The organism is Aquibium sp. ELW1220 (assembly GCF_030398385.1).
GTDB lineage: Bacteria > Pseudomonadota > Alphaproteobacteria > Rhizobiales > Rhizobiaceae > Aquibium.
The window spans coordinates 29,189-46,749 of sequence record NZ_JAOAOQ010000011.1 but is presented as its reverse complement, the minus strand read 5'-3'; the positions used below and the strand labels follow the sequence as shown (position 1 = coordinate 46,749).

The 17,561-nt window shown below is 66.1% G+C and carries 21 protein-coding genes; 17 read left to right on the top strand and 4 right to left on the bottom strand.

What is annotated here, in order from left to right; genetic code table 11:
* Positions 1-16: 16 nt before the first annotated feature.
* Genes N1F91_RS12370 through motA form a run of 4 tightly spaced genes read right to left on the bottom strand, consistent with a single transcriptional unit; the run spans position 17 to position 3,420 of the window.
* A complete protein-coding gene (locus N1F91_RS12370) occupies positions 17-1,060 on the bottom strand; it encodes a flagellar motor switch protein FliG (RefSeq protein WP_289992501.1) in 1,044 nt (347 codons plus the stop codon).
* Positions 1,061-1,067: 7 nt separating this feature from the next.
* Positions 1,068-1,562 (bottom strand): flagellar motor switch protein FliN, encoded by a 495-nt coding sequence (gene fliN / locus N1F91_RS12365; protein WP_289992500.1) that lies wholly within the window; start codon positions 1,560-1,562, stop codon positions 1,068-1,070.
* 39 nt (positions 1,563-1,601) lie between these two features.
* Complete coding sequence (locus N1F91_RS12360; RefSeq protein ID WP_289992498.1) at positions 1,602-2,549, bottom strand: FliM/FliN family flagellar motor switch protein; 948 nt, start codon at positions 2,547-2,549, stop codon at positions 1,602-1,604.
* Between the two features lies 1 nt (position 2,550).
* On the bottom strand, positions 2,551-3,420 hold the full coding sequence (motA, locus tag N1F91_RS12355; protein ID WP_289992497.1) for a flagellar motor stator protein MotA: 870 nt from the start codon (positions 3,418-3,420) through the stop codon (positions 2,551-2,553).
* 165 nt (positions 3,421-3,585) lie between these two features.
* On the opposite strand from motA, the gene N1F91_RS12350 reads away from it, so the two are divergent.
* The 17 genes from N1F91_RS12350 to fliF all read left to right on the top strand — a co-directional run bounded on the left by N1F91_RS12350 (position 3,586) and on the right by fliF (position 17,512).
* Positions 3,586-4,362, top strand: coding sequence for a DUF1217 domain-containing protein (locus N1F91_RS12350; protein WP_289992496.1), 777 nt, complete (start codon positions 3,586-3,588; stop codon positions 4,360-4,362).
* Between the two features lie 10 nt (positions 4,363-4,372).
* Entirely contained in the window at positions 4,373-5,092 is a 720-nt protein-coding gene (flgF, locus tag N1F91_RS12345; protein ID WP_289992495.1) for a flagellar basal-body rod protein FlgF, read from the top strand.
* Between the two features lie 8 nt (positions 5,093-5,100).
* Positions 5,101-6,507: a flagellar protein export ATPase FliI gene (fliI, locus tag N1F91_RS12340; RefSeq protein WP_289992492.1), complete on the top strand. Its 1,407-nt coding sequence runs from the start codon at positions 5,101-5,103 to the stop codon at positions 6,505-6,507.
* Complete coding sequence (locus tag N1F91_RS12335; protein ID WP_289992490.1) at positions 6,500-7,111, top strand: hypothetical protein; 612 nt, start codon at positions 6,500-6,502, stop codon at positions 7,109-7,111. Before fliI ends, N1F91_RS12335 begins: the two co-directional genes overlap by 8 nt.
* A 79-nt stretch (positions 7,112-7,190) precedes the next feature.
* Positions 7,191-7,565 carry a flagellar basal body rod protein FlgB gene (gene flgB / locus N1F91_RS12330; protein WP_289992489.1) on the top strand — a complete coding sequence of 125 codons (375 nt, stop codon included), beginning with the start codon at positions 7,191-7,193 and terminating at the stop codon, positions 7,563-7,565.
* An 8-nt stretch (positions 7,566-7,573) separates the two neighbouring features.
* On the top strand, positions 7,574-7,990 hold the full coding sequence (gene flgC / locus N1F91_RS12325) for a flagellar basal body rod protein FlgC (protein WP_289992629.1): 417 nt from the start codon (positions 7,574-7,576) through the stop codon (positions 7,988-7,990).
* Positions 7,990-8,304 carry a flagellar hook-basal body complex protein FliE gene (locus tag N1F91_RS12320; protein ID WP_289992488.1) on the top strand — a complete coding sequence of 105 codons (315 nt, stop codon included), beginning with the start codon at positions 7,990-7,992 and terminating at the stop codon, positions 8,302-8,304. The genes flgC and N1F91_RS12320 overlap by 1 nt, the downstream gene beginning before the upstream one ends.
* 11 nt (positions 8,305-8,315) lie before the next feature.
* Positions 8,316-9,104 (top strand): flagellar basal-body rod protein FlgG, encoded by a 789-nt coding sequence (gene flgG, locus N1F91_RS12315; protein WP_289992487.1) that lies wholly within the window; start codon positions 8,316-8,318, stop codon positions 9,102-9,104.
* Between the two features lie 6 nt (positions 9,105-9,110).
* Positions 9,111-9,578, top strand: a complete 468-nt coding sequence (gene flgA / locus N1F91_RS12310; RefSeq protein WP_289992486.1) for a flagellar basal body P-ring formation chaperone FlgA — start codon at positions 9,111-9,113, stop codon at positions 9,576-9,578.
* On the top strand, positions 9,578-10,798 hold the full coding sequence (locus tag N1F91_RS12305; RefSeq protein ID WP_289992485.1) for a flagellar basal body P-ring protein FlgI: 1,221 nt from the start codon (positions 9,578-9,580) through the stop codon (positions 10,796-10,798). Before flgA ends, N1F91_RS12305 begins: the two co-directional genes overlap by 1 nt.
* A gap of 11 nt (positions 10,799-10,809) precedes the next feature.
* Entirely contained in the window at positions 10,810-11,340 is a 531-nt protein-coding gene (locus tag N1F91_RS12300) for a MotE family protein (RefSeq protein ID WP_289992484.1), read from the top strand.
* Entirely contained in the window at positions 11,337-12,041 is a 705-nt protein-coding gene (flgH, locus tag N1F91_RS12295; protein WP_289992483.1) for a flagellar basal body L-ring protein FlgH, read from the top strand. The genes N1F91_RS12300 and flgH overlap by 4 nt, the downstream gene beginning before the upstream one ends.
* A 14-nt stretch (positions 12,042-12,055) precedes the next feature.
* Complete coding sequence (locus tag N1F91_RS12290) at positions 12,056-12,628, top strand: flagellar basal body-associated FliL family protein (protein WP_289992482.1); 573 nt, start codon at positions 12,056-12,058, stop codon at positions 12,626-12,628.
* Entirely contained in the window at positions 12,625-13,362 is a 738-nt protein-coding gene (fliP, locus tag N1F91_RS12285) for a flagellar type III secretion system pore protein FliP (protein ID WP_289992481.1), read from the top strand. Before N1F91_RS12290 ends, fliP begins: the two co-directional genes overlap by 4 nt.
* A gap of 210 nt (positions 13,363-13,572) precedes the next feature.
* Positions 13,573-14,538 (top strand): flagellin, encoded by a 966-nt coding sequence (locus tag N1F91_RS12280; RefSeq protein ID WP_289992480.1) that lies wholly within the window; start codon positions 13,573-13,575, stop codon positions 14,536-14,538.
* A gap of 175 nt (positions 14,539-14,713) precedes the next feature.
* A complete protein-coding gene (locus N1F91_RS12275) occupies positions 14,714-15,673 on the top strand; it encodes a flagellin (RefSeq protein ID WP_289992479.1) in 960 nt (319 codons plus the stop codon).
* A 135-nt stretch (positions 15,674-15,808) separates the two neighbouring features.
* A complete protein-coding gene (gene fliF, locus N1F91_RS12270; protein ID WP_289992478.1) occupies positions 15,809-17,512 on the top strand; it encodes a flagellar basal-body MS-ring/collar protein FliF in 1,704 nt (567 codons plus the stop codon).
* Positions 17,513-17,561: the final 49 nt, after the last annotated feature.

Below are 17,561 nucleotides of genomic sequence, written 5' to 3'. Positions count from 1 at the left end.
AGGACCGGGACGCGGATCAGGCCGCTTCCTTGGCGGCCGGCATCGTGATTTGCCCGCTCTTGCCCATGCGGATGGCGGTCGATGCGATCTCGCGCCGCGCCCGGATGACGGCAGCCTGCTGGACATTCCCGGGATCGGCCGCGAGCTCGGCTTCGATCATGCGCCGCGCCCGCGCGCCGACGGCGGTGAGCACCGCCTCGACGATCGCCTTGTCGGCGCCGCGCAGCGCCAGCGTGACGATCTCCGACGACATGCCGTCGAACAGCGTGAGGCGCGAGCGCTGGTCCAGCATGGGCAGGTCCTCGAACGAGAACAGCTGCGCCTTGATCGCCTTGACGTCGGAAAAGCCCGCGCTCTCCATGTCTGACAGGATCTCGTCGAGCTGCGACTTGTCGAGTTCGTTGAGGACGTTGGCGACACGGGCATGTCCGATGGCAGGCGACTTGGCTCCGGTGTCTCCGAGCAAGCGGGTCCGGAGCTGGTTCTCCACGATGCGGAGCGCCGCCGGCTTGACCGTGCCGATCGTCACCATGCGCTTCGCCACGTCTCCGCGCAGCGCCTTCGGCAGCGTGAGCAGGACGTTGGCCGCCGCACCGGGGGCGAGATTGGTCAGCACGAGCGCCGCCGTCTGCGGATGTTCGGCCGCCAGGAAGGCGCCGACCCGCGCCGGCTCCAGCGCCTCGATCGCCGGCCAGACCGGCGGCGGTGCATCGGCCTCGCCCGTCGCGGAGCCGGGATTCATGATCGCGTCGACTTCCTCGGGCGACAGCGACTCGCTCAGGATCTTGTCCATCGTCGCAGCCGAATCCATCAGGCCGGCGCCCTCGGCGAACTCGTCCTCGAACTCCGCGATGATCTTCTCGAGTTCGCCCTGCGGAATGGTCTTCAGCATCCGCGCCGCCTCGATCAGCGCCTTCAGTTCGTCCTGCTTGAAGAACTTGAGCAGCCTGCCAGCGGCCGGCTTCCCCATGGCGACCAGGATCGCGGCGGCCTTCTGCGGCGGCGTCAGGGAGGACGACGTGTAGGAAGGTTCTTCGATCGAGCCGATCCCGAAGTCCATCACGGCTTCAGCTGCCCTTTCCGGCGGAGATGATCTCGGTGAGGCGGATGCCGAAGCGCGTCGGATCGCTGTCGAGTACGGTGATCTCGCCGCGTGCGACCTTGCGCCCGTTCACCACCACGTCGACCGGCTCGCCGATCCGGCGGTCCAGCGCGACGGTTGCACCCTTCTTCAGCGCCATCAGTTCGGAGACCTGCATCTCGGCGCTGCCGAGCACGATCTGCACGTCCACCGGAATGGTCATGATGACGCCGGAGTTGGTCGCTCCGCCGCCGGCATCGTCGGCGAAGTCGGGCATGGCCGCGCCGAAGGACGGCATCTCCGGCGCATCGAAGGACGGCATTCCGGTGTCACCGAAGGCAGGCGAGTCGAACGCGCCCGCATCGTCACCGAAGGACGATGCGCCCAGCGGGCTCGCATCCTCCTTCAGGACGCCGCGCAACTCGCTGATCGCGCGGTCCAGTTCTTCCTCGCCCGGCACTTGGGCCTTGGCCTTGCTCATACCGTCACTCCATGCCGCTCGGCCGACCGGTCATCGGCGTCACGGGGAAACGAGCCCGTCGATGATGTCCTGGCCCTCGGCCACCGGCGTTCTGATTCGTACCGTGTAGTTTTCGTCAAGACGCCCGAACTCGCAAACGAAGAGCTGCTTGTTCCGCGCCGAAAGCCGCGTTTCGGTCGGCGCGGTGCGGGACAGTTCGATCACCTGCCCCCTCCGGAAGGAAGCGACCTGGCCGAGCGTCATGCGCCCCACGGACAGCGTTGCCTGCAGCGTCACGCGCGCGCGCATCACCTCCTCGTTGAAACGCGCAGCCCACTCCGCCGACTGCGCCTCGGCGACGGCGGGATCCGCCGCCTCTTCCTCGCCACGCTGCAGCACGATGCGCTGCGGCATGAAGAGCGACACGAGCCCCCGTTCCGCCTCGGCGCCGATGGCGAAGTCGATGCGGAGGCCAGGACCATCGCGGACGGCGAATTCCTTCAGGCCGTCGCCGGATGCGACGGAGGGAAGGGGCAGTTTCAGCCGCTGCGCCGGTCCGTTGAAGCCATTGTAGGCGACCGCGAGGAGCCGGCACACCAGATTGGCCACCTCGATCTCCACCGGCGACAGATCGCGATCGATACCGCCTGCACCGACCTCGGCCTCGGCGCCGAAAAGCGCGTTGACCAGGACTGCGATCGCCTTCGCCTCCAGGCGGATGGAAAGCGCATCCGGAGAGGCTTTCGACGAACCCACCGTCAGCGCGTCGTGCGGCCCGGCGCCGACCAGAAGCTCCGTCGTCCGCTCGACCGTGACGGCCTCGATCTCGACGGGGACCGGTTCGCTGGCGGCATCCTCCAGGCTCGCGCGCAGGGGCTTGAGGATGCGTTCGGCGATGCTGCGGCCGGCCTTGACGACTTCCTCCGGATCCCCGGTCGCGCCAAGCAGCCGCTCCAGGATCGAGGAGGCTATCGGCGGGGGGGATGGGTTGATCGCCGCGTCCTGCATGTCAGGCTGCCTTCTCCGCGTGGCTGTTCAGCGTCTGCTGCTCGACGGCGTCGATCGACGGGCGATCGTGCGCCGAAATCGTCTTGCGGCCGAACTCCAGCGCGACCTGCGGCAGCGCACCGTTCATGTAGGCGAGCAGCGTCTGCTTCACGATCACGAACAGGCGGTTCTTCTTCTCGCGCACGATCTTCACCTTGGTGGCCACAGGCCCGACCATGCCGTAGGATGCGAAGATGCCGACGAAGGTGCCCACCAGCGCCGCACCGATCAGGCCGCCCAGCACCTCGGGCGATTCGTTGAGCGCACCCATGGCCTTGATGACGCCCAGCACCGCCGCGACGATGCCGATCGCCGGCAGCGCGTCGCCCACCGCGGTCAGCGCCTGATAGGGCTTCAGCTTGTCGTGCCGGATGGTCTGGATCTCCTCGTCCATCAGTGCCTCGATCTCGAAGGAGCGGGCATTGCCGATGATGATGAGGCGGCAGTAGTCGCAAATGAAGTTCGTCAGTTCCTTGTTCTTCAGCACCACGGGATAGGCCTGGAACACCGCCGACTCGTCGGGATTGTCGATGTGTCCTTCGACCTCGCTGCGGGACTTGGTCTTCAGTTCCCGCATCAGGCTGTGCAGCACGCCCAGCGTCTGGAGGTAGTCCTGCTCCCCCGGGACGGCGTTCTTGAAAGCCTCCATGATGGCCTTGCCCGTGTCCTTCACCGTCTTCATTGGATTGGCGATGAGGAAGACGCCGACGGCGGCACCGAGGATGATGACGAACTCCCACGGCTGGACGAGGACTTCGATATGGCCGCCCATGGCCATGAAGCCGCCCAGCACGCAGCCGAACGTCACGACCAGTCCGATGAGAATCCCCAACTCAGCCCCTCCATGCGGTACGCCTTGCTTGCACGAGTAGCCGTCCTGCCTTGTGTGAAGCTTGTTTGGTGCTCCAGTGCAGTGCGTTCCGCGAAATATCCGAAAGGTTCGGGCAAGGATTGAGGATTATCGTGCAGTACGACGACCTCCATCCGGGGACTGCAATTGGTCAGCACCAACGCCAGCTATTCCGCGATAACGCGCGACCTGGACCTCTCGCTCAAGCGGGTGGAGAAGCAGCCCTTCGTGCAGCGTGAAACGGAGTACTACCTCAAGGCTATCGAGAAGGTTAAGACGATCGACGAGTTTGTAAGCGATAGCCGTCTCTTCTCCTATGCGATGAAGGCCCATGGCCTCGAAGACATGACCTACGCCAAGGCCTTCATGGTCAAGGTGCTCGAAGGCGGTGTCGAGGACGACGACAGCTTCGCCAACACGCTCAGCGACACGCGCTACAGGGAATTCGCCGAGACCTTCAATTTTGCCCGCCACGGCGAGACCGCGACCGTCTTCACCCGTGCCCAGCAGGGCACCGTGGACAACTACATGCGCCAGACCCTCGAGGAGGACGCCGGAGCGACGAACGAGGCCGTCCGTCTCGCTCTCTATTTCGAGCGCAAGGCGCCCGAGATCACCGACATGTACGAAATTCTTGCCGACACCGCTCTCGCAAAGGTCGTCCGCACGACTCTCGGCCTGCCAGATTCCTTCGCGCTGCTCGACATCGACAAGCAGGTGGAGTTCCTCGGGTCGAAGATCGACATCGAGGATTTCAAGGAGCCCGAGGCGCTCGCCAAGCTGATTACCCGCTTCACCAGCATGTGGGACGTCCAGAACCAGACCAGCAGCGGCGTCGCGAACGTGAGCATCCTCTTCAGCCAGCCGGCGGAGTTCGGCATCTCCACCGATCTGCTGCTGACGATGCAGCAGTTGAAGGCCTGAGGACCGGATCATGCAGTCAGGTCTCTACGTCGCCATCTCCGCCCAGATCGCCCTTCAGAAGCGGCTGGACACCATCGCCGACAACGTCGCCAACGCCAACACCGTTGGATTCCGCGCCACCGAGGTGAAGTTCGAGGACGTGGTCGCGTCGCTCGGCGACAGGAAGGTCGCCTTCGTCTCGCCCGGAACGACCTATCTCTCGGGCAAGGCGGGCGGATACACGCAGACGGGCAATCCGCTCGATTTTGCCGTGCGCGGCGAGGCCTGGTTTGGCATCCAGACCCCTGCCGGAACAGTCATGACCCGCGACGGCCGCTTCACCATGCAGGAGACCGGCGACATCGTCACGCTCGAAGGCTACCCGGTCCTGGACGCCGGCGGCGCGGCGATCCAGCTCAACCCGCAGGAAGGCGCGCCGGAAGCCGCCGCCGACGGCATGCTGCGCCAGAACGGCCAGCCCGTCGCCGCCATCGGCCTCTTCGCCTTCACGCCCGGCGAGAACTTCGTGCGCTTCGGCAATTCCGGCCTGATCCCGCCGACCCCGCCCGAGCCTGTGGTCGACCAGCCCGACGTCGGCGTGGTGCAGGGCTTCGTCGAGCAGTCGAACGTCAACCCCGTCTCCGAGATGACCCAGCTCATCATGGTCCAGCGTTCCTTCGAGAATGCCTCCGCCCTGATCCGGGTCGGTGACCAGACGCTGGGCGAGGCGGTCAAGGCGCTGGGCACCTGAGCGGCTAGATGCTCGAGGAGGAATACGCGCCCGCTACGCCCGGCCACCCTTCCCTCCCCCCTTCGGCGGCAGGCGGCCGGCCGGCCTCGCTCGAACTCCTCGAGCAGCTTTTCCGCAAGGCCGGCGAGGAGGCGGCGCTGCTGCGCCGCGGCGGCCGTGTCACCGAAGTGTCGCCGACGCATTATCGCGTGCGCGGCCTTTCGTCCGCGGCGCGGCTCGGCGACGTGGTCGAACATCATGGCCGGCAGGGCGTCAGGACCGGCGAGGTCGTGCAGATCACCGAGCGCGACATCCTCGTTGCTCCGTTCGACCAGTCGGCGGACGCGGGCGTCGCCGACCCGGTCTACATCCGCGGCTCCTTCCGGGTGTCGCCGGACGCGAGCTGGCGCGGACGCGTCATCGACGCGCTCGGCCGCCCCGTCGACGGCGGTTCGCCGCTTGCAGCCGGCACGGCGATCGCCAACGGCATCCCCGGTGCGTTGAAGCGACAACGCGTCGATCAGCCGTTCCAGACCGGCGTCAAGGTCATCGACCTCTTCACCCCGCTCTGCTTCGGCCAGCGCCTCGGCGTCTTCGCGGGCTCGGGCGTTGGAAAGTCGACGCTTCTCGCCATGCTCGCCGCCGCCCACGCCTTCGACACGGTCGTGGTGGCGCTGGTGGGAGAACGCGGTCGCGAGGTGCGCGAATTCCTGGAAGACACGATCGGCGAGCAGGCGATGAAGAAGACGGTCGCCGTGGTCGCCACCAGCGACGAAAGCGCCATGATGCGCAAGCGTGCCTCCGGCACGGCGATGTCGGTGGCGGAACATTTCCGCGATCGGGGCGATCGCGTGCTTCTGGTCGTCGATTCCATCACCCGATTCGCCCATGCGCTGCGCGAAGTGGCGATCGGCGCCGGCGAACCGCCGGTGGCGCGCGGCTATCCCGCCTCCGTTTTCACCGACATGCCGCGAATGCTGGAGCGCGCCGGCCCCGGCGCGACCGGCGCCGGCTCGATCACCGCGATCATCTCGGTCCTGGTCGACGGCGACGACCACAACGATCCCGTCGCCGATTCCGTCCGCGGCATCCTCGACGGTCACATCGTGCTCAGCCGCAGCATTGCCGAGCAGGGTCGCTATCCGGCCGTCGACCCGCTCGGCTCCGTCTCGCGCCTGGCGAACCGCGCCTGGAACGACGGCGAACGCCTGCTCGTCACGCGGCTGCGCGCGCTGATCGGACGCTACGAGGAAACCCGCGACATCCGCCTGCTTGGCGGCTACCAGCAGGGCGCCGATCCCGATCTCGACGCCGCCGTGCGCCAGGTTCCGCTGATCTACGACGCGCTGGTCCAGTCGCCGCAGGATGGCCCCGTCGCCGACCCCTTCGCCGAACTCGCACGACATCTGAAGAAGCAGGAGAAGCCGGATGGCTGATTGGCGTTCCTGGCTCCGCCGCGCACAACGCGAACCGGTGCCCCCGCTCGCCGGCATGAACGTCCCGCGCGAGCAGCGACCTTTTCGCTTCTGGCAGAAGCGCGACTTCAGCGTCACCGATGCCGTGCTCGTCGGTGTCGGCGTGGGTCTCGCCGCCGCCGCCGCGACGTTTCCCTGGTATGTCTTCATGAACCAGGACCAGTTTGGCTATGCCGTCGTGGAGTTCGAGCAGACGCCGCTTGAATCGGATCTGTCGGGTCCGTTCTACACCCAGCGCGTCCAGTGGCGACCGAAGCCGGCGAGCCCGGAGGATATCGAGGCGCTGGCGCTCGACTTTGCCGCGACCGGCACGGTTGTCGGCGCGATCGACCGCGATCTGGCCGACCCGGGCTCCGAGACCCAGCCTTTCCCGGGCTTGCCGCCAAGCTTCACGCTGGTTCACGTCGCCAAGGGCCGCGCCATGATCAGCGATGCGAACGGCTTCTTCGTCGTCGAGCGCGGCTCCGTCCTGCCCGACAATTCCAGCGTCGTGTCGATCGAGAACGACAACGGCAAGTGGCTGCTCAGAACCAGCCGCAACCAGATCGTCGAACTCGCCGAGTGACCGCCCGCGGCCCCGCCGCCGCGCGCAAGTTCCACGCAAGACTGGCTCCCTATGATTCTCCTCCAGCAGGGGAATTACGATGCAACCCGTCAGTCTCTTTGAACTTGCCTCTCATCAGGCGCGATGGCTGTCGGTGCGCCAGGCAGCCGTGGCCGGCAACGTGGCCAACATCAACACGCCCGGCTACCGCGCCGTGGACGTCCAGCCGTTCCAGGATCTGCTGGCCGACCGGACGCTGACGGTCGCCTCCACCCAGCCGGGTCACATCGCCTTCGGCGGCGCCAGCGGCGACTTTGGCCTCGCCGTGGATGATTCGCCCGTCGTCTCGACCTCGGGCAACTCCGTTTCCGTCGAGGAAGAGCTGGTCAAGGCCGGCGAGGTGCGCCGCGGCGTCGAACTCAACACCGCGGTCGTGAAGGCTTTCCACCGCATGGTCATGCTGGCTTCGAGGTAGAGATGACGATCGACCCGCTTGCCCTGTCCGTCGACGTTGCCGCCTCGGGGCTCAAGGCCCAGTCGGAGCGTATCCGGATCGTCTCCGAGAACCTCGCCAACGCCCAGTCCACCGGCCGCACGTCGGGCGCCGATCCCTACCAGCGAAAGACCGTCTCCTTCGCCTCCACGCTCGATTCCGACAGCGGTGGCGCCTATGTCCGCATCCAGTCGGTGGAGGTCGACGGGTCCGAGTTCCCCGTCGAATACGATCCCACCCACCAGGCCGCCGACGAGAACGGCTTCGTCAAGCTGCCCAACGTCAACCCACTGATCGAGATGGCCGACATGACGGAGGCCAACCGCTCCTACGAGGCGAACCTGCAGGTGATCCGCCAGGCGCGCGAACTCATCTCCATGACCATCGACCTGATGAGGGCGCAGTGATGATCAGCGGTCTGGGAGCTCTCGACGCCCTTTCCGGCGGCATGCGCCTCGGCGGCGCGACCGGCCCGCTCGCGGCACAGCCGTCTGTCCAGGCGAGCGACTTCGCCAGCGCGGTGGCGGAGGCGGCGAACCGCACCATCCACACTCTCGGGCAGGCCGAGAGCGTCTCCATGACCGCGCTCGAGGGCGGCAACGTCCAGGCGCGCGAAGTCGTCGATGCCGTGATGAGCGCCGAGCAGACGCTGCAGGCGGCGATCTCGATTCGCGACAAGATCGTCACCGCCTATCTCGAAATCAGCCGTATGGCGATCTGAGGACCAGGACAATGAAAGCTCTAGCCATTGCCGCGACCGGCATGAACGCCCAGCAGCTGAACCTGGAGGTCATCGCCAACAACATCGCCAACATCAACACCACGGGCTTCAAGCGGGCGCGCGCGGAGTTCTCCGACCTGCTCTACCAGACCGAGCGGCTGCAGGGTGTCCCCAACCGCGCGGACCAGAGCATCGTCCCCGAAGGCGCCAACATCGGCCTTGGCGTGAAGACGTCGGCAGTCCGCAACGTCCACCTGCAGGGCGCGCTCGCCGCCACCGGCAACCGCTTCGATCTGGCGCTCACCGGTCCGGGCTGGTTCCAGATCGAGGGCGCCGACGGCACCACCCTCTACAGCCGCTCCGGCGCCTTCAACACCAATGCCGAAGGCGCGCTCGTCACGATCGACGGGTTCAACGTCATCCCGGCGATCGTGGTGCCGGCGGAGACGGTGGAGGTGATCGTCAACAAGTCCGGCCAGGTCTTCGCCCGCATCGATGGACAGGCGGCGCTGCAGGACCTCGGCCAGCTCACGCTGGCAACCTTCGCCAACGAAGCCGGCCTCTCGCCCATGGGCGACAACCTTTTCCGGGAGACCGAAGCCTCGGGTGCCGCGACAGTCGGCATCCCGGGCGACCTGGGTTTCGCAACGATCGAGCAAGGGTATCTCGAGAGCTCGAACGTCGATCCGGTCAAGGAAATCACCGAACTCATCTCCGCGCAGCGCGCCTACGAGATGAATTCCAAGGTCATCAAGGCCGCCGACGAGATGGCGTCCGTCGTCTCGCAGAGCATCCGGTAGGCCGTCATGTCGAGCCCACTCCGCACGATGGTCAAGGTCGCGACTGCAACGCTGCTCGTCGTCGCCCTTCACGGCGCGGCGATGGCCACCGACACCGCAGTCATCCCCAAGCGGGTCATCTATCCCGGCGAGACCATCGATGCAGGGGCGCTGTCGGAGGTTCCGGTCCGCAATCCTGCACGCATCACCACAGAGATCGCCTATATGGCGGAAGACATCGACGGAAAGGTCGCCAAGCGCACCTTGCTGCCAGGCCGCTTCATTCCGCTGAGCTCCGTCCGCGAAGCCTACGTGGTGGAGGCCGGCTCTCCGGTCGAAGTCAACTTCATACAGAACGGCCTGCAGATCACCACCATGGCCATTCCGCTCCAGCCGGGCTCGATCGGCGACATGATCCGCGTGCGTAACGTCGACAGCGGTGCCGTGTTCAGCGGGATCGTCATGGCCAACGGCACCCTGCGGGTGGGGAACTGATGTTGCGCTCTCTGGCACTGCGCTTTCTCGTCGCGGTCGGACTGGCGGTCGCGCCGGCGTTCGCCGCCGACCTCCCGGCACGCCAGGTCGGCCCCGGCCAGATCGGCGCAGGTCAGGACGTCAACTATCGCATCGAGATCGCGGCCGGCCCCTCGACGCTGCCAACCGTCGTCGGTCCGGTGTCGCGCATCAAGGACATCGCCACCATCCAGACGGCGCGCGACAACCAGCTGATCGGCTACGGCCTGGTGATCGGCCTCCAGGGCAGCGGCGACGGGCTGCGCAACTCGCCCTTCACCGAACAGTCCATCCGCGCCATGCTTCAGAACCTCGGCATCGCCATGGAAGGCGGCCAGGCCCGCGCCCGCAACGTGGCCGCCGTGATCGTGACCGCCACGCTGCCGGCCTTCGTCCAGTCCGGTGCCCGCATCGACGTCAGCGTCTCCTCGCTCGGCGACGCGACCTCGCTGCAGGGCGGAACGCTGGTCATGACGCCGCTGCGCGCCCCGGACGGGGACATCTACGCCGTGGCGCAGGGTCCGGTCTTCATCTCCGGCTTCAGCGCTCAGGGCGAGGCCGAGAGCCTGACCAAGGGTGTCCCGACCGCCGGCCGCATACCCAATGGCGCCATCGTGGAGCGCCAGATCGAGGCACGCTTCAACGACGACGGCGTGCTCACTCTCCAGCTCCGCAACCCGGATTTCTCGACCGCCATCCGCGTCACCGACATCATCAACGAATATACGGCCAGCCGCTTCGGCAACCGGACCGCCAGCGAGCAGGACTCGCGCACGATCCTGGTAAAGCGCCCTGCCAACGTCACCGCCGCGCGCTTCGTGGCCGAGATCGAGAACCTGCTCGTTGCCACCGATACGCCGGCCAAGGTCGTGGTGGACGAGCGGACCGGAACCATCGTCATCGGCCAGGACGTGAAGATCTCGCAGGTTGCCGTCAGCTATGGTCAGCTGACCGTGCGGATCACCGAACAGCCGAGGGTCGTCCAGCCGGCGCCCTTCTCGCGCGGCGAGACGGCGAACGAGCCGTCCACGGTGATCGAGGCCGACCAGGGCAACGGCCAGGTCGCGGTGCTGGACGGACCGGACCTCCAGACGCTGGTGGCCGGACTCAACCGCATCGGCGTCAAGCCCGACGGCATCATCGCCATCCTCCAGGGCATCAAATCGGCGGGCGCCCTGCAGGCCGACCTCGTGTTCCAGTGACGGAGGCCGCGATGACGCTTCAAGCCCGCTTCTTCAGGACCGCCGCCACCTTCCTCGTGGGTGCGTCGACGGCGGCCGGGATCGGCATGGCGACGCTCGCCGCGACCGGCACGCTGGCAGCCGCCCAGGCAATTCCCGGCCAGGTCACCGACGAGATCCGCGAGTTCTGCGCCAATATCGTCGATGCCGCACGCGACCGCCGCTATGCGGTGCAGACCCGCGAACTCGAGAAGCTTCGCCAGGAGATCGACGAGCGCATCGCCGCGCTGGAGACCAAGCGGGCCGAGTACGAGGACTGGCTGGCCCGCCGCGACGAGGTGATCAACCGTGCCGAAGACAGCGTCGTCGGCATCTACTCCCGCATGCGGCCGGACGCCGCTGCCGAGCGCATGGCGCAGCTCGACGAAAACCTGGCCGCCGCCATCCTGCTCAAGCTCAATTCTCGCCAGGCCGGCATCATCCTGAACGAGATGGACAGCAAGTCTGCGGCCCGGCTGACCAGCATCATCGCCGACGTCGCGAAGTCCGAGGATCCGACATGAAGCCTTCGTCCATCATCGCGCTCGCATGCTTGGCGCTCGGCGGTTGCGCCGGCGAACTGAAGGAAATCGGCCGGGCGCCGGCCCTCTCGCCGGTTGGCTCGGGACTCGAGCCCGCCGCCGTGACCGCCCATGCCTATCCGGAGCCGCCGGCGCGGCCGGTCAAGCGTTTCTCGCTTTGGAACGACGAGCAGAGCCAGCTCTTCAAGGACGCGCGCGCGCTCTCCGTCGGCGACATCATGACGGTCAACATCTCCATCAACGACAAGGCGACGCTCAGCAACGAGTCGGACCGGTCGCGAACGACCAGCCGCAAGTTCGGAATCAACGGCGCCTACGAATGGCAGGGCATCGGTCAGGGAGGGTCGAGCGATCTGGACCTGTCGTCGAAATCCGACAGTGCCGGCTCCGGCGCCACAGCCCGGTCTGAGAACATCCGCCTGCAGGTCGCCGCCGTCGTCACCGACGTTCTGCCCAACGGCAATCTCGTCATCCGCGGCTCCCAGGAAGTGCGGGTGAATTACGAGATGCGCATCCTGACCATCGCCGGCATCGTGCGGCCCGCCGATATCGGCGCCGAGAACTCGATCAACTACGAGCGCATCGCCGAGGCGCGCATCTCCTACGGCGGCCGCGGGCGGATCACGGAGGTCCAGCAGCCCCCGATCGGCCAGCAGATCGTCGACCTCGTCGCGCCGTTCTGAGGAGGGTAACCGCGATGGCCGCCGAAGCAACGGATAGCACGCGCAAGAAGGGGCCTTCGCCGGTCATTCAGGCCGTGGTGCTGCTCGTGCTGACGGTCGCGGCGGCCGGCGGCGGCTGGTTCTCGGGCATGAAGCTGCAGTCGGGCAGCGCCGCCGACGAGCCTGCCGAAACCGTCAAGATACAGGTCGACCCTGTGCCGGGTTCCCCCGAGGCGGAGGAAGCGGCGGACGCCCATGGTGGCGCAGCCGAGGGCGGCGGCCACGACGACGTGGCCCGCGACGAGAACGGCAACATCATCCTGATCCCGCGTCTCGTACCGCTCGAGCCCGTGACGACCAATCTGGCCGCGCCCCGCGACATCTGGGTGCGCATGGAACTGGCGATCGTCTTCTCGGCACCGCCGCCGCCGCAGCTGGTGCGAACGATCCACGAGGACATCCTCGCCTACATGCGCACGGTGACGCTGCAGCAGGTGCAGGGCGCCAGCGGTTTCCGCCACCTCAAGACGGACCTCGAGGAACGCGCCCGGATCCGCAGCGACGGCCTCGCCACGCAGCTCATGATCAGGACTCTGCTGTTCGAATGAGACGCGCAGCCCTTGCCCTCGCGGCCCTGCTCGTCACCGCCGCGGCGGCACGGGCCCAGCAACTCGGCCTTGGTCCCTTCGGCGAACAGCTGACGGGCGAGACCATCGGCTACATCATCCAGCTCGTCGGGCTGCTCACCGTCCTGTCGATCGCACCTGGCCTGCTGATCATGGTGACGAGCTTCACGCGCTTCATCATCGCCTTCTCGATCCTGCGCGCCGGCATCGGCCTGCAGACCACGCCGGCCAACCTGATCCTGATCAGCCTCGCCTTGTTCATGACCTTCTACGTCATGGCGCCGACCTTCGACCAGGCGTGGAACAACGGCGTCAGGCCGCTGATCGCCAACGAGATCACCGAGGAGGAAGCCCTCGCGCGCATCAGCGATCCCTTCCGCACCTTCATGCTGAACAATGTCCGCGAGGAGGACTTCAACCTGTTCGCGGACCTGGCGCGCGAACGCGGGCAGACGGTCGTGACGGGAGATCAGGTCGACCTGCGCATCCTCGTGCCCGCCTTCATGATCTCGGAGATCCGGCGCGGCTTCGAGATCGGCTTCCTGATCGTCCTGCCCTTCCTCGTCATCGACCTGGTGGTGGCCACCGTCACCATGGCGATGGGCATGATGATGCTCCCGCCGACCGTGATCTCGCTGCCGTTCAAGATCCTGTTCTTCGTCCTGATCGACGGATGGAACCTGCTCGTCGGCAGCCTCGTCCGCTCCTTCAACTGACGACCGCGGTAAGGTTTCGTTTACAACTTTTTCCGTTTCCCGTCCGCAAGTTATCGGTTTGGTAAATTTTTCCTGCCAGAACATGATTAACAGAGCGGGCCGGAGGGCGTTGTAGTCGCCACACCGGAAGGCATGACGCCGTGCCGCTCTACCGGTAGAGTCCGGTATGTCCCTGTTTTTTGTTGCGTTTGTGAGTAGGGGACATTTCCCATGGCGAGTAGTATTCTGACCAACGCGTCGGCGATGACGGCGCTCAAATCCCTCAATATGACGAACAAGGCGCTGGAGACGACGCAGACCCGGATCTCCACCGGGTTCAAGGTCGGCGAAGCCAGCGACAACGCCGCCTACTGGTCGATCGCAACGACGATGCGCTCGGACAACAAGGCTCTCTCCACGGTGCAGGACGCGCTCGGCCTCGGCATGGCCAAGGTCGATACCGCCTACACCGGCATGAATGCGTCGATCGAAGTGGTCGACGAGATCAAGACCAAGCTCGTCGCCGCGCGTGAACCGGGCGTCGATCAGGACAAGATCAACAAGGAAATCACAGCTCTCAAGGAACAGCTGAAGTCGATCACCACGTCGGCTTCGTTCTCCGGCGAGAACTGGCTTGCCAATGACGGCGCCGTCGGCACCAAGTCGATCGTCGGCGCCTTCACCCGAGACTCGTCCGGCTTCGTGTCGATCGGCACCCTGGACGTGGACGTCGACGCCATCACGCTGACGTCGTCCGACGATGCCGCCAACGGCATCCTGACGAAGGACATCGACGCCGATGCCCTTCAGACAACGCCCACCGGTACGGCCGACAACTACTTCCTGCTCGACACCGGTTCCACCACCGCCGCCACCGGTACCGAGATCACCCTGACCGGAACCAACTCCGTGGACGAGATTTCGGCCATGGTGCGGGCGGTGGATTCCATCCTCACCCAGCTGACCGATGCCGCTGCCGATCTCGGCGCCTCCAAGAAGCGCATCGACATGCAGAACACCTTCGTGTCCAACCTCATGGACACGATCGACAAGGGTGTGGGTGGTCTGGTCGATGCGGACATGAGCGAGGAATCGACCCGTCTGCAGGCTCTCCAGGTGCAGCAGCAGCTGGGTATCCAGTCTCTGTCGATCGCCAACGGCAATTCGCAGCAGATCCTGTCGCTGTTCCGCGGTTAGTCCTTTCTTAACTAAGCGACTTAACTGGAAAACAATGTCCCGGCTGTACAAGGCTGGGACATTGTCGTTTCAGGACGGATCGCTTACCCCCTCGGGTTCCCGATAGGCATGACGCCGCCCCGTCTTACCGGTCCAGCCCGGTATGTCGTGTACAAGCGTATGTAAGGGGACACCCATGTCGAGCATCAATACCAACGTTCAGGCCATGACGGCTCTGAAATCTCTGAACATGACGAACAAGGCGCTGGAGACGACGCAGACCCGGATTTCGACCGGCTTCAAGGTCGGTGAAGCGAGCGACAACGCCGCCTACTGGTCGATCGCCACCACGATGCGCTCGGACAACAAGGCGCTGGGCACCGTCAAGGATGCGCTGGGTCTCGGCCAGGCCAAGATCGACACCGCCTACACCGGCATGAACGCCGCCATCGAGGTCGTCGACGAGATCAAGACCAAGCTCGTCGCCGCCAGCGAGCCGGGTGTCGACCAGTCGAAGATCAACAAGGAAATCACCGCTCTCAAGGACCAGCTGGTCTCCATCACGACCTCCGCGTCGTTCTCGGGCGAGAACTGGCTCGCCAATGACGGCGCCACCGGCACCAAGTCGATCGTCGGCTCCTTCACCCGCGACGCCTCCGGTAACGTCTCGATCGGCACGCTGGACGTCGATGTCGACGCCGTCACGCTGACCTCGTCCGACGACGCGGCCAACGGCATCCTGACCAAGGACATCGACGCCGACGCGCTCCAGACGACGCCGACCGGCACGGCCGACAACTACTTCCTGCTCGACACCGGCTCGACCACGGCCGCCACCGGCACCGAGATCGCCCTGACCGGCTCCAACACCGGCGAAGAGATAGGTGCGATGGTTCGCGCCGTTGACTCGATCCTGACCCAGATGACCGATGCCGCCGCCGACCTCGGCGCCGCCAAGAAGCGCGTCAGCCTCCAGAGCGAGTTCGTCTCCAACCTGTCGGACACGATCAGCAAGGGCGTCGGCACGCTGGTCGACGCGGACATGAACCAGGAATCGACCCGCCTGCAGGCGCTCCAGGTGCAGCAGCAGCTGGGCATCCAGGCGCTGTCGATCGCCAACGGCAATTCGCAGACCATCCTGTCGCTCTTCCGCTAAGGGTTTCCGCGACGCCCGGGCAGCCGGGCGACGCACCTCCAGTCGGGTCGCCGCGTCCGCGCGGCGGCCCGATATCATTTTCGCACAAGCTTCAGCATCTAGTTTCGGAGCCCTGCAATTCGGGGACCGTGGCCTGTGCCGGAACAGCTTCAGAAAATCGCCGAAAACCTCATGTCGCTGGGGGCCAGGCGGCTCGCCATCATGGGAGGAATCCTCGCCACGGTGGTGGTGACGATCCTCATCGGCGCGATCTACCTGAACAGGCCCGCCAGCGAGACGCTCTACATCGGCCTCGACCGCAGCGACGTCTCGAAGATCGGCGTCGTGCTTTCGGAAGCCGGCATGTCCTACGACGTCGGGTCGGATGGCACGAGCGTGCTCGTCCCCACCGGCTTCACCGGGCGGGCGCGCATGATCCTGGCCGAGAAGGGCCTGCCCAGCAGTTCCAACGCAGGCTACGAACTCTTCGACAATGTCGGCTCGCTCGGCCTCACCTCCTTCATGCAGGAAGTCACCCGCGTGCGCGCCCTCGAAGGCGAGATCGCGCGCACCATCCAGTCGATCGCCGGCATCAAGTCCGCGCGCGTCCACATCGTCATGTCCCAGCAGGCGAGTTTCCGTCGCGAGGAGCAGCAGCCGACGGCCTCGGTGGTCATCCGCTCGGGCGGTGTGGACGAGATTCGAACGGCGAACTCGATCCGCCACCTGGTGGCGGCGGCCGTCCCCGGCCTGACCTCCGACAACGTGACGGTGCTCGACACCAACGGGGCGCTGCTGGCGACCGGCGACGACCCCTCCAACAGCTCGATCAACCGCTCGATGAGCATCGAGCGGACCGTGGAGAGCCAGGTCGCCGACAACATCTACCGCGCCCTCGCGCCCTTCCTCGGCCGCGACAACTTCCGCGCCAGCGTCAAGGCCGTCGTCAACACCGATGCGCGCCAGATCGAAGAGACAGTGTTCGATCCCGATTCCAAGGTGGAGCGGTCGATCCGCACCATCCGCGAGAGCAACACCGCGAACGAGAGCGGTGCCGCCGCGCCCGCGACGGTGGAGCAGAACATTCCCGACCAGGGAGACGCCGGCACGAACCCGTCCTCGTCGGAGGAGCGCGAGCGCCGCGAGGAGATCACCAACTACGAGCTGAACTCGAAGCGGATCGCCACCACCAGCAACGGTTACCAGATCTCGAAGCTTTCGATCGCCGTCGTCGTGAACCGCGACCAGATCGCGGCAGCCCTCGGCGAGGGCGCCACCGCCGAACAGATCCAGGCGCGGGTGGCCGAGATCGAGAACGTGGTTGCGACCGCCGCCGGCCTCGACGGCGAGCGCGGCGACAAGGTCTCGGTCACCGCGCTCTCCTTCGTCGAGGACGCGGTCGCCGAGGGGCTGGCTTCGCCGGGCATCCTCGAGACAGCGAGCCAGTACACCGGCTCTATGATCAACGCGCTTGCCTTCGTGATCGTGGCCTTTCTCGTCTCGTGGTTCGGGCTCCGGCCGCTGGCCGGAGCGCTGACGAAGAGCGAAAGCGTCGCCGGACCCGATTTCGGCGACCTGCAGCTGCCCTTCGATTCGCCGCTGAACAACATGGCGCTGCCCGACCCCCTGGCGGGAATGGGCGGCAACGACGGCGGCGGCTTCCCCGGCATCGCCGGCATGGGTGGGATGGGCGGCATGGGCGGCATGGGCATGCCCAACGAGACCGACGTGATGGAGGAGCTCAAGATGCGGCTGCGACCGGCGCCGCAGGAACGCCTGGCGCACATGGTTGAGCTCAACGAAGAGCGCACCGCCGCGATCCTGCGCAAATGGGTCGGCGGAGAGGCGATGGCGAGCTGATGCCGACGCTGGCCGATCTCCTGGTCGATTTCGGAAAGCCGAAGGCGAA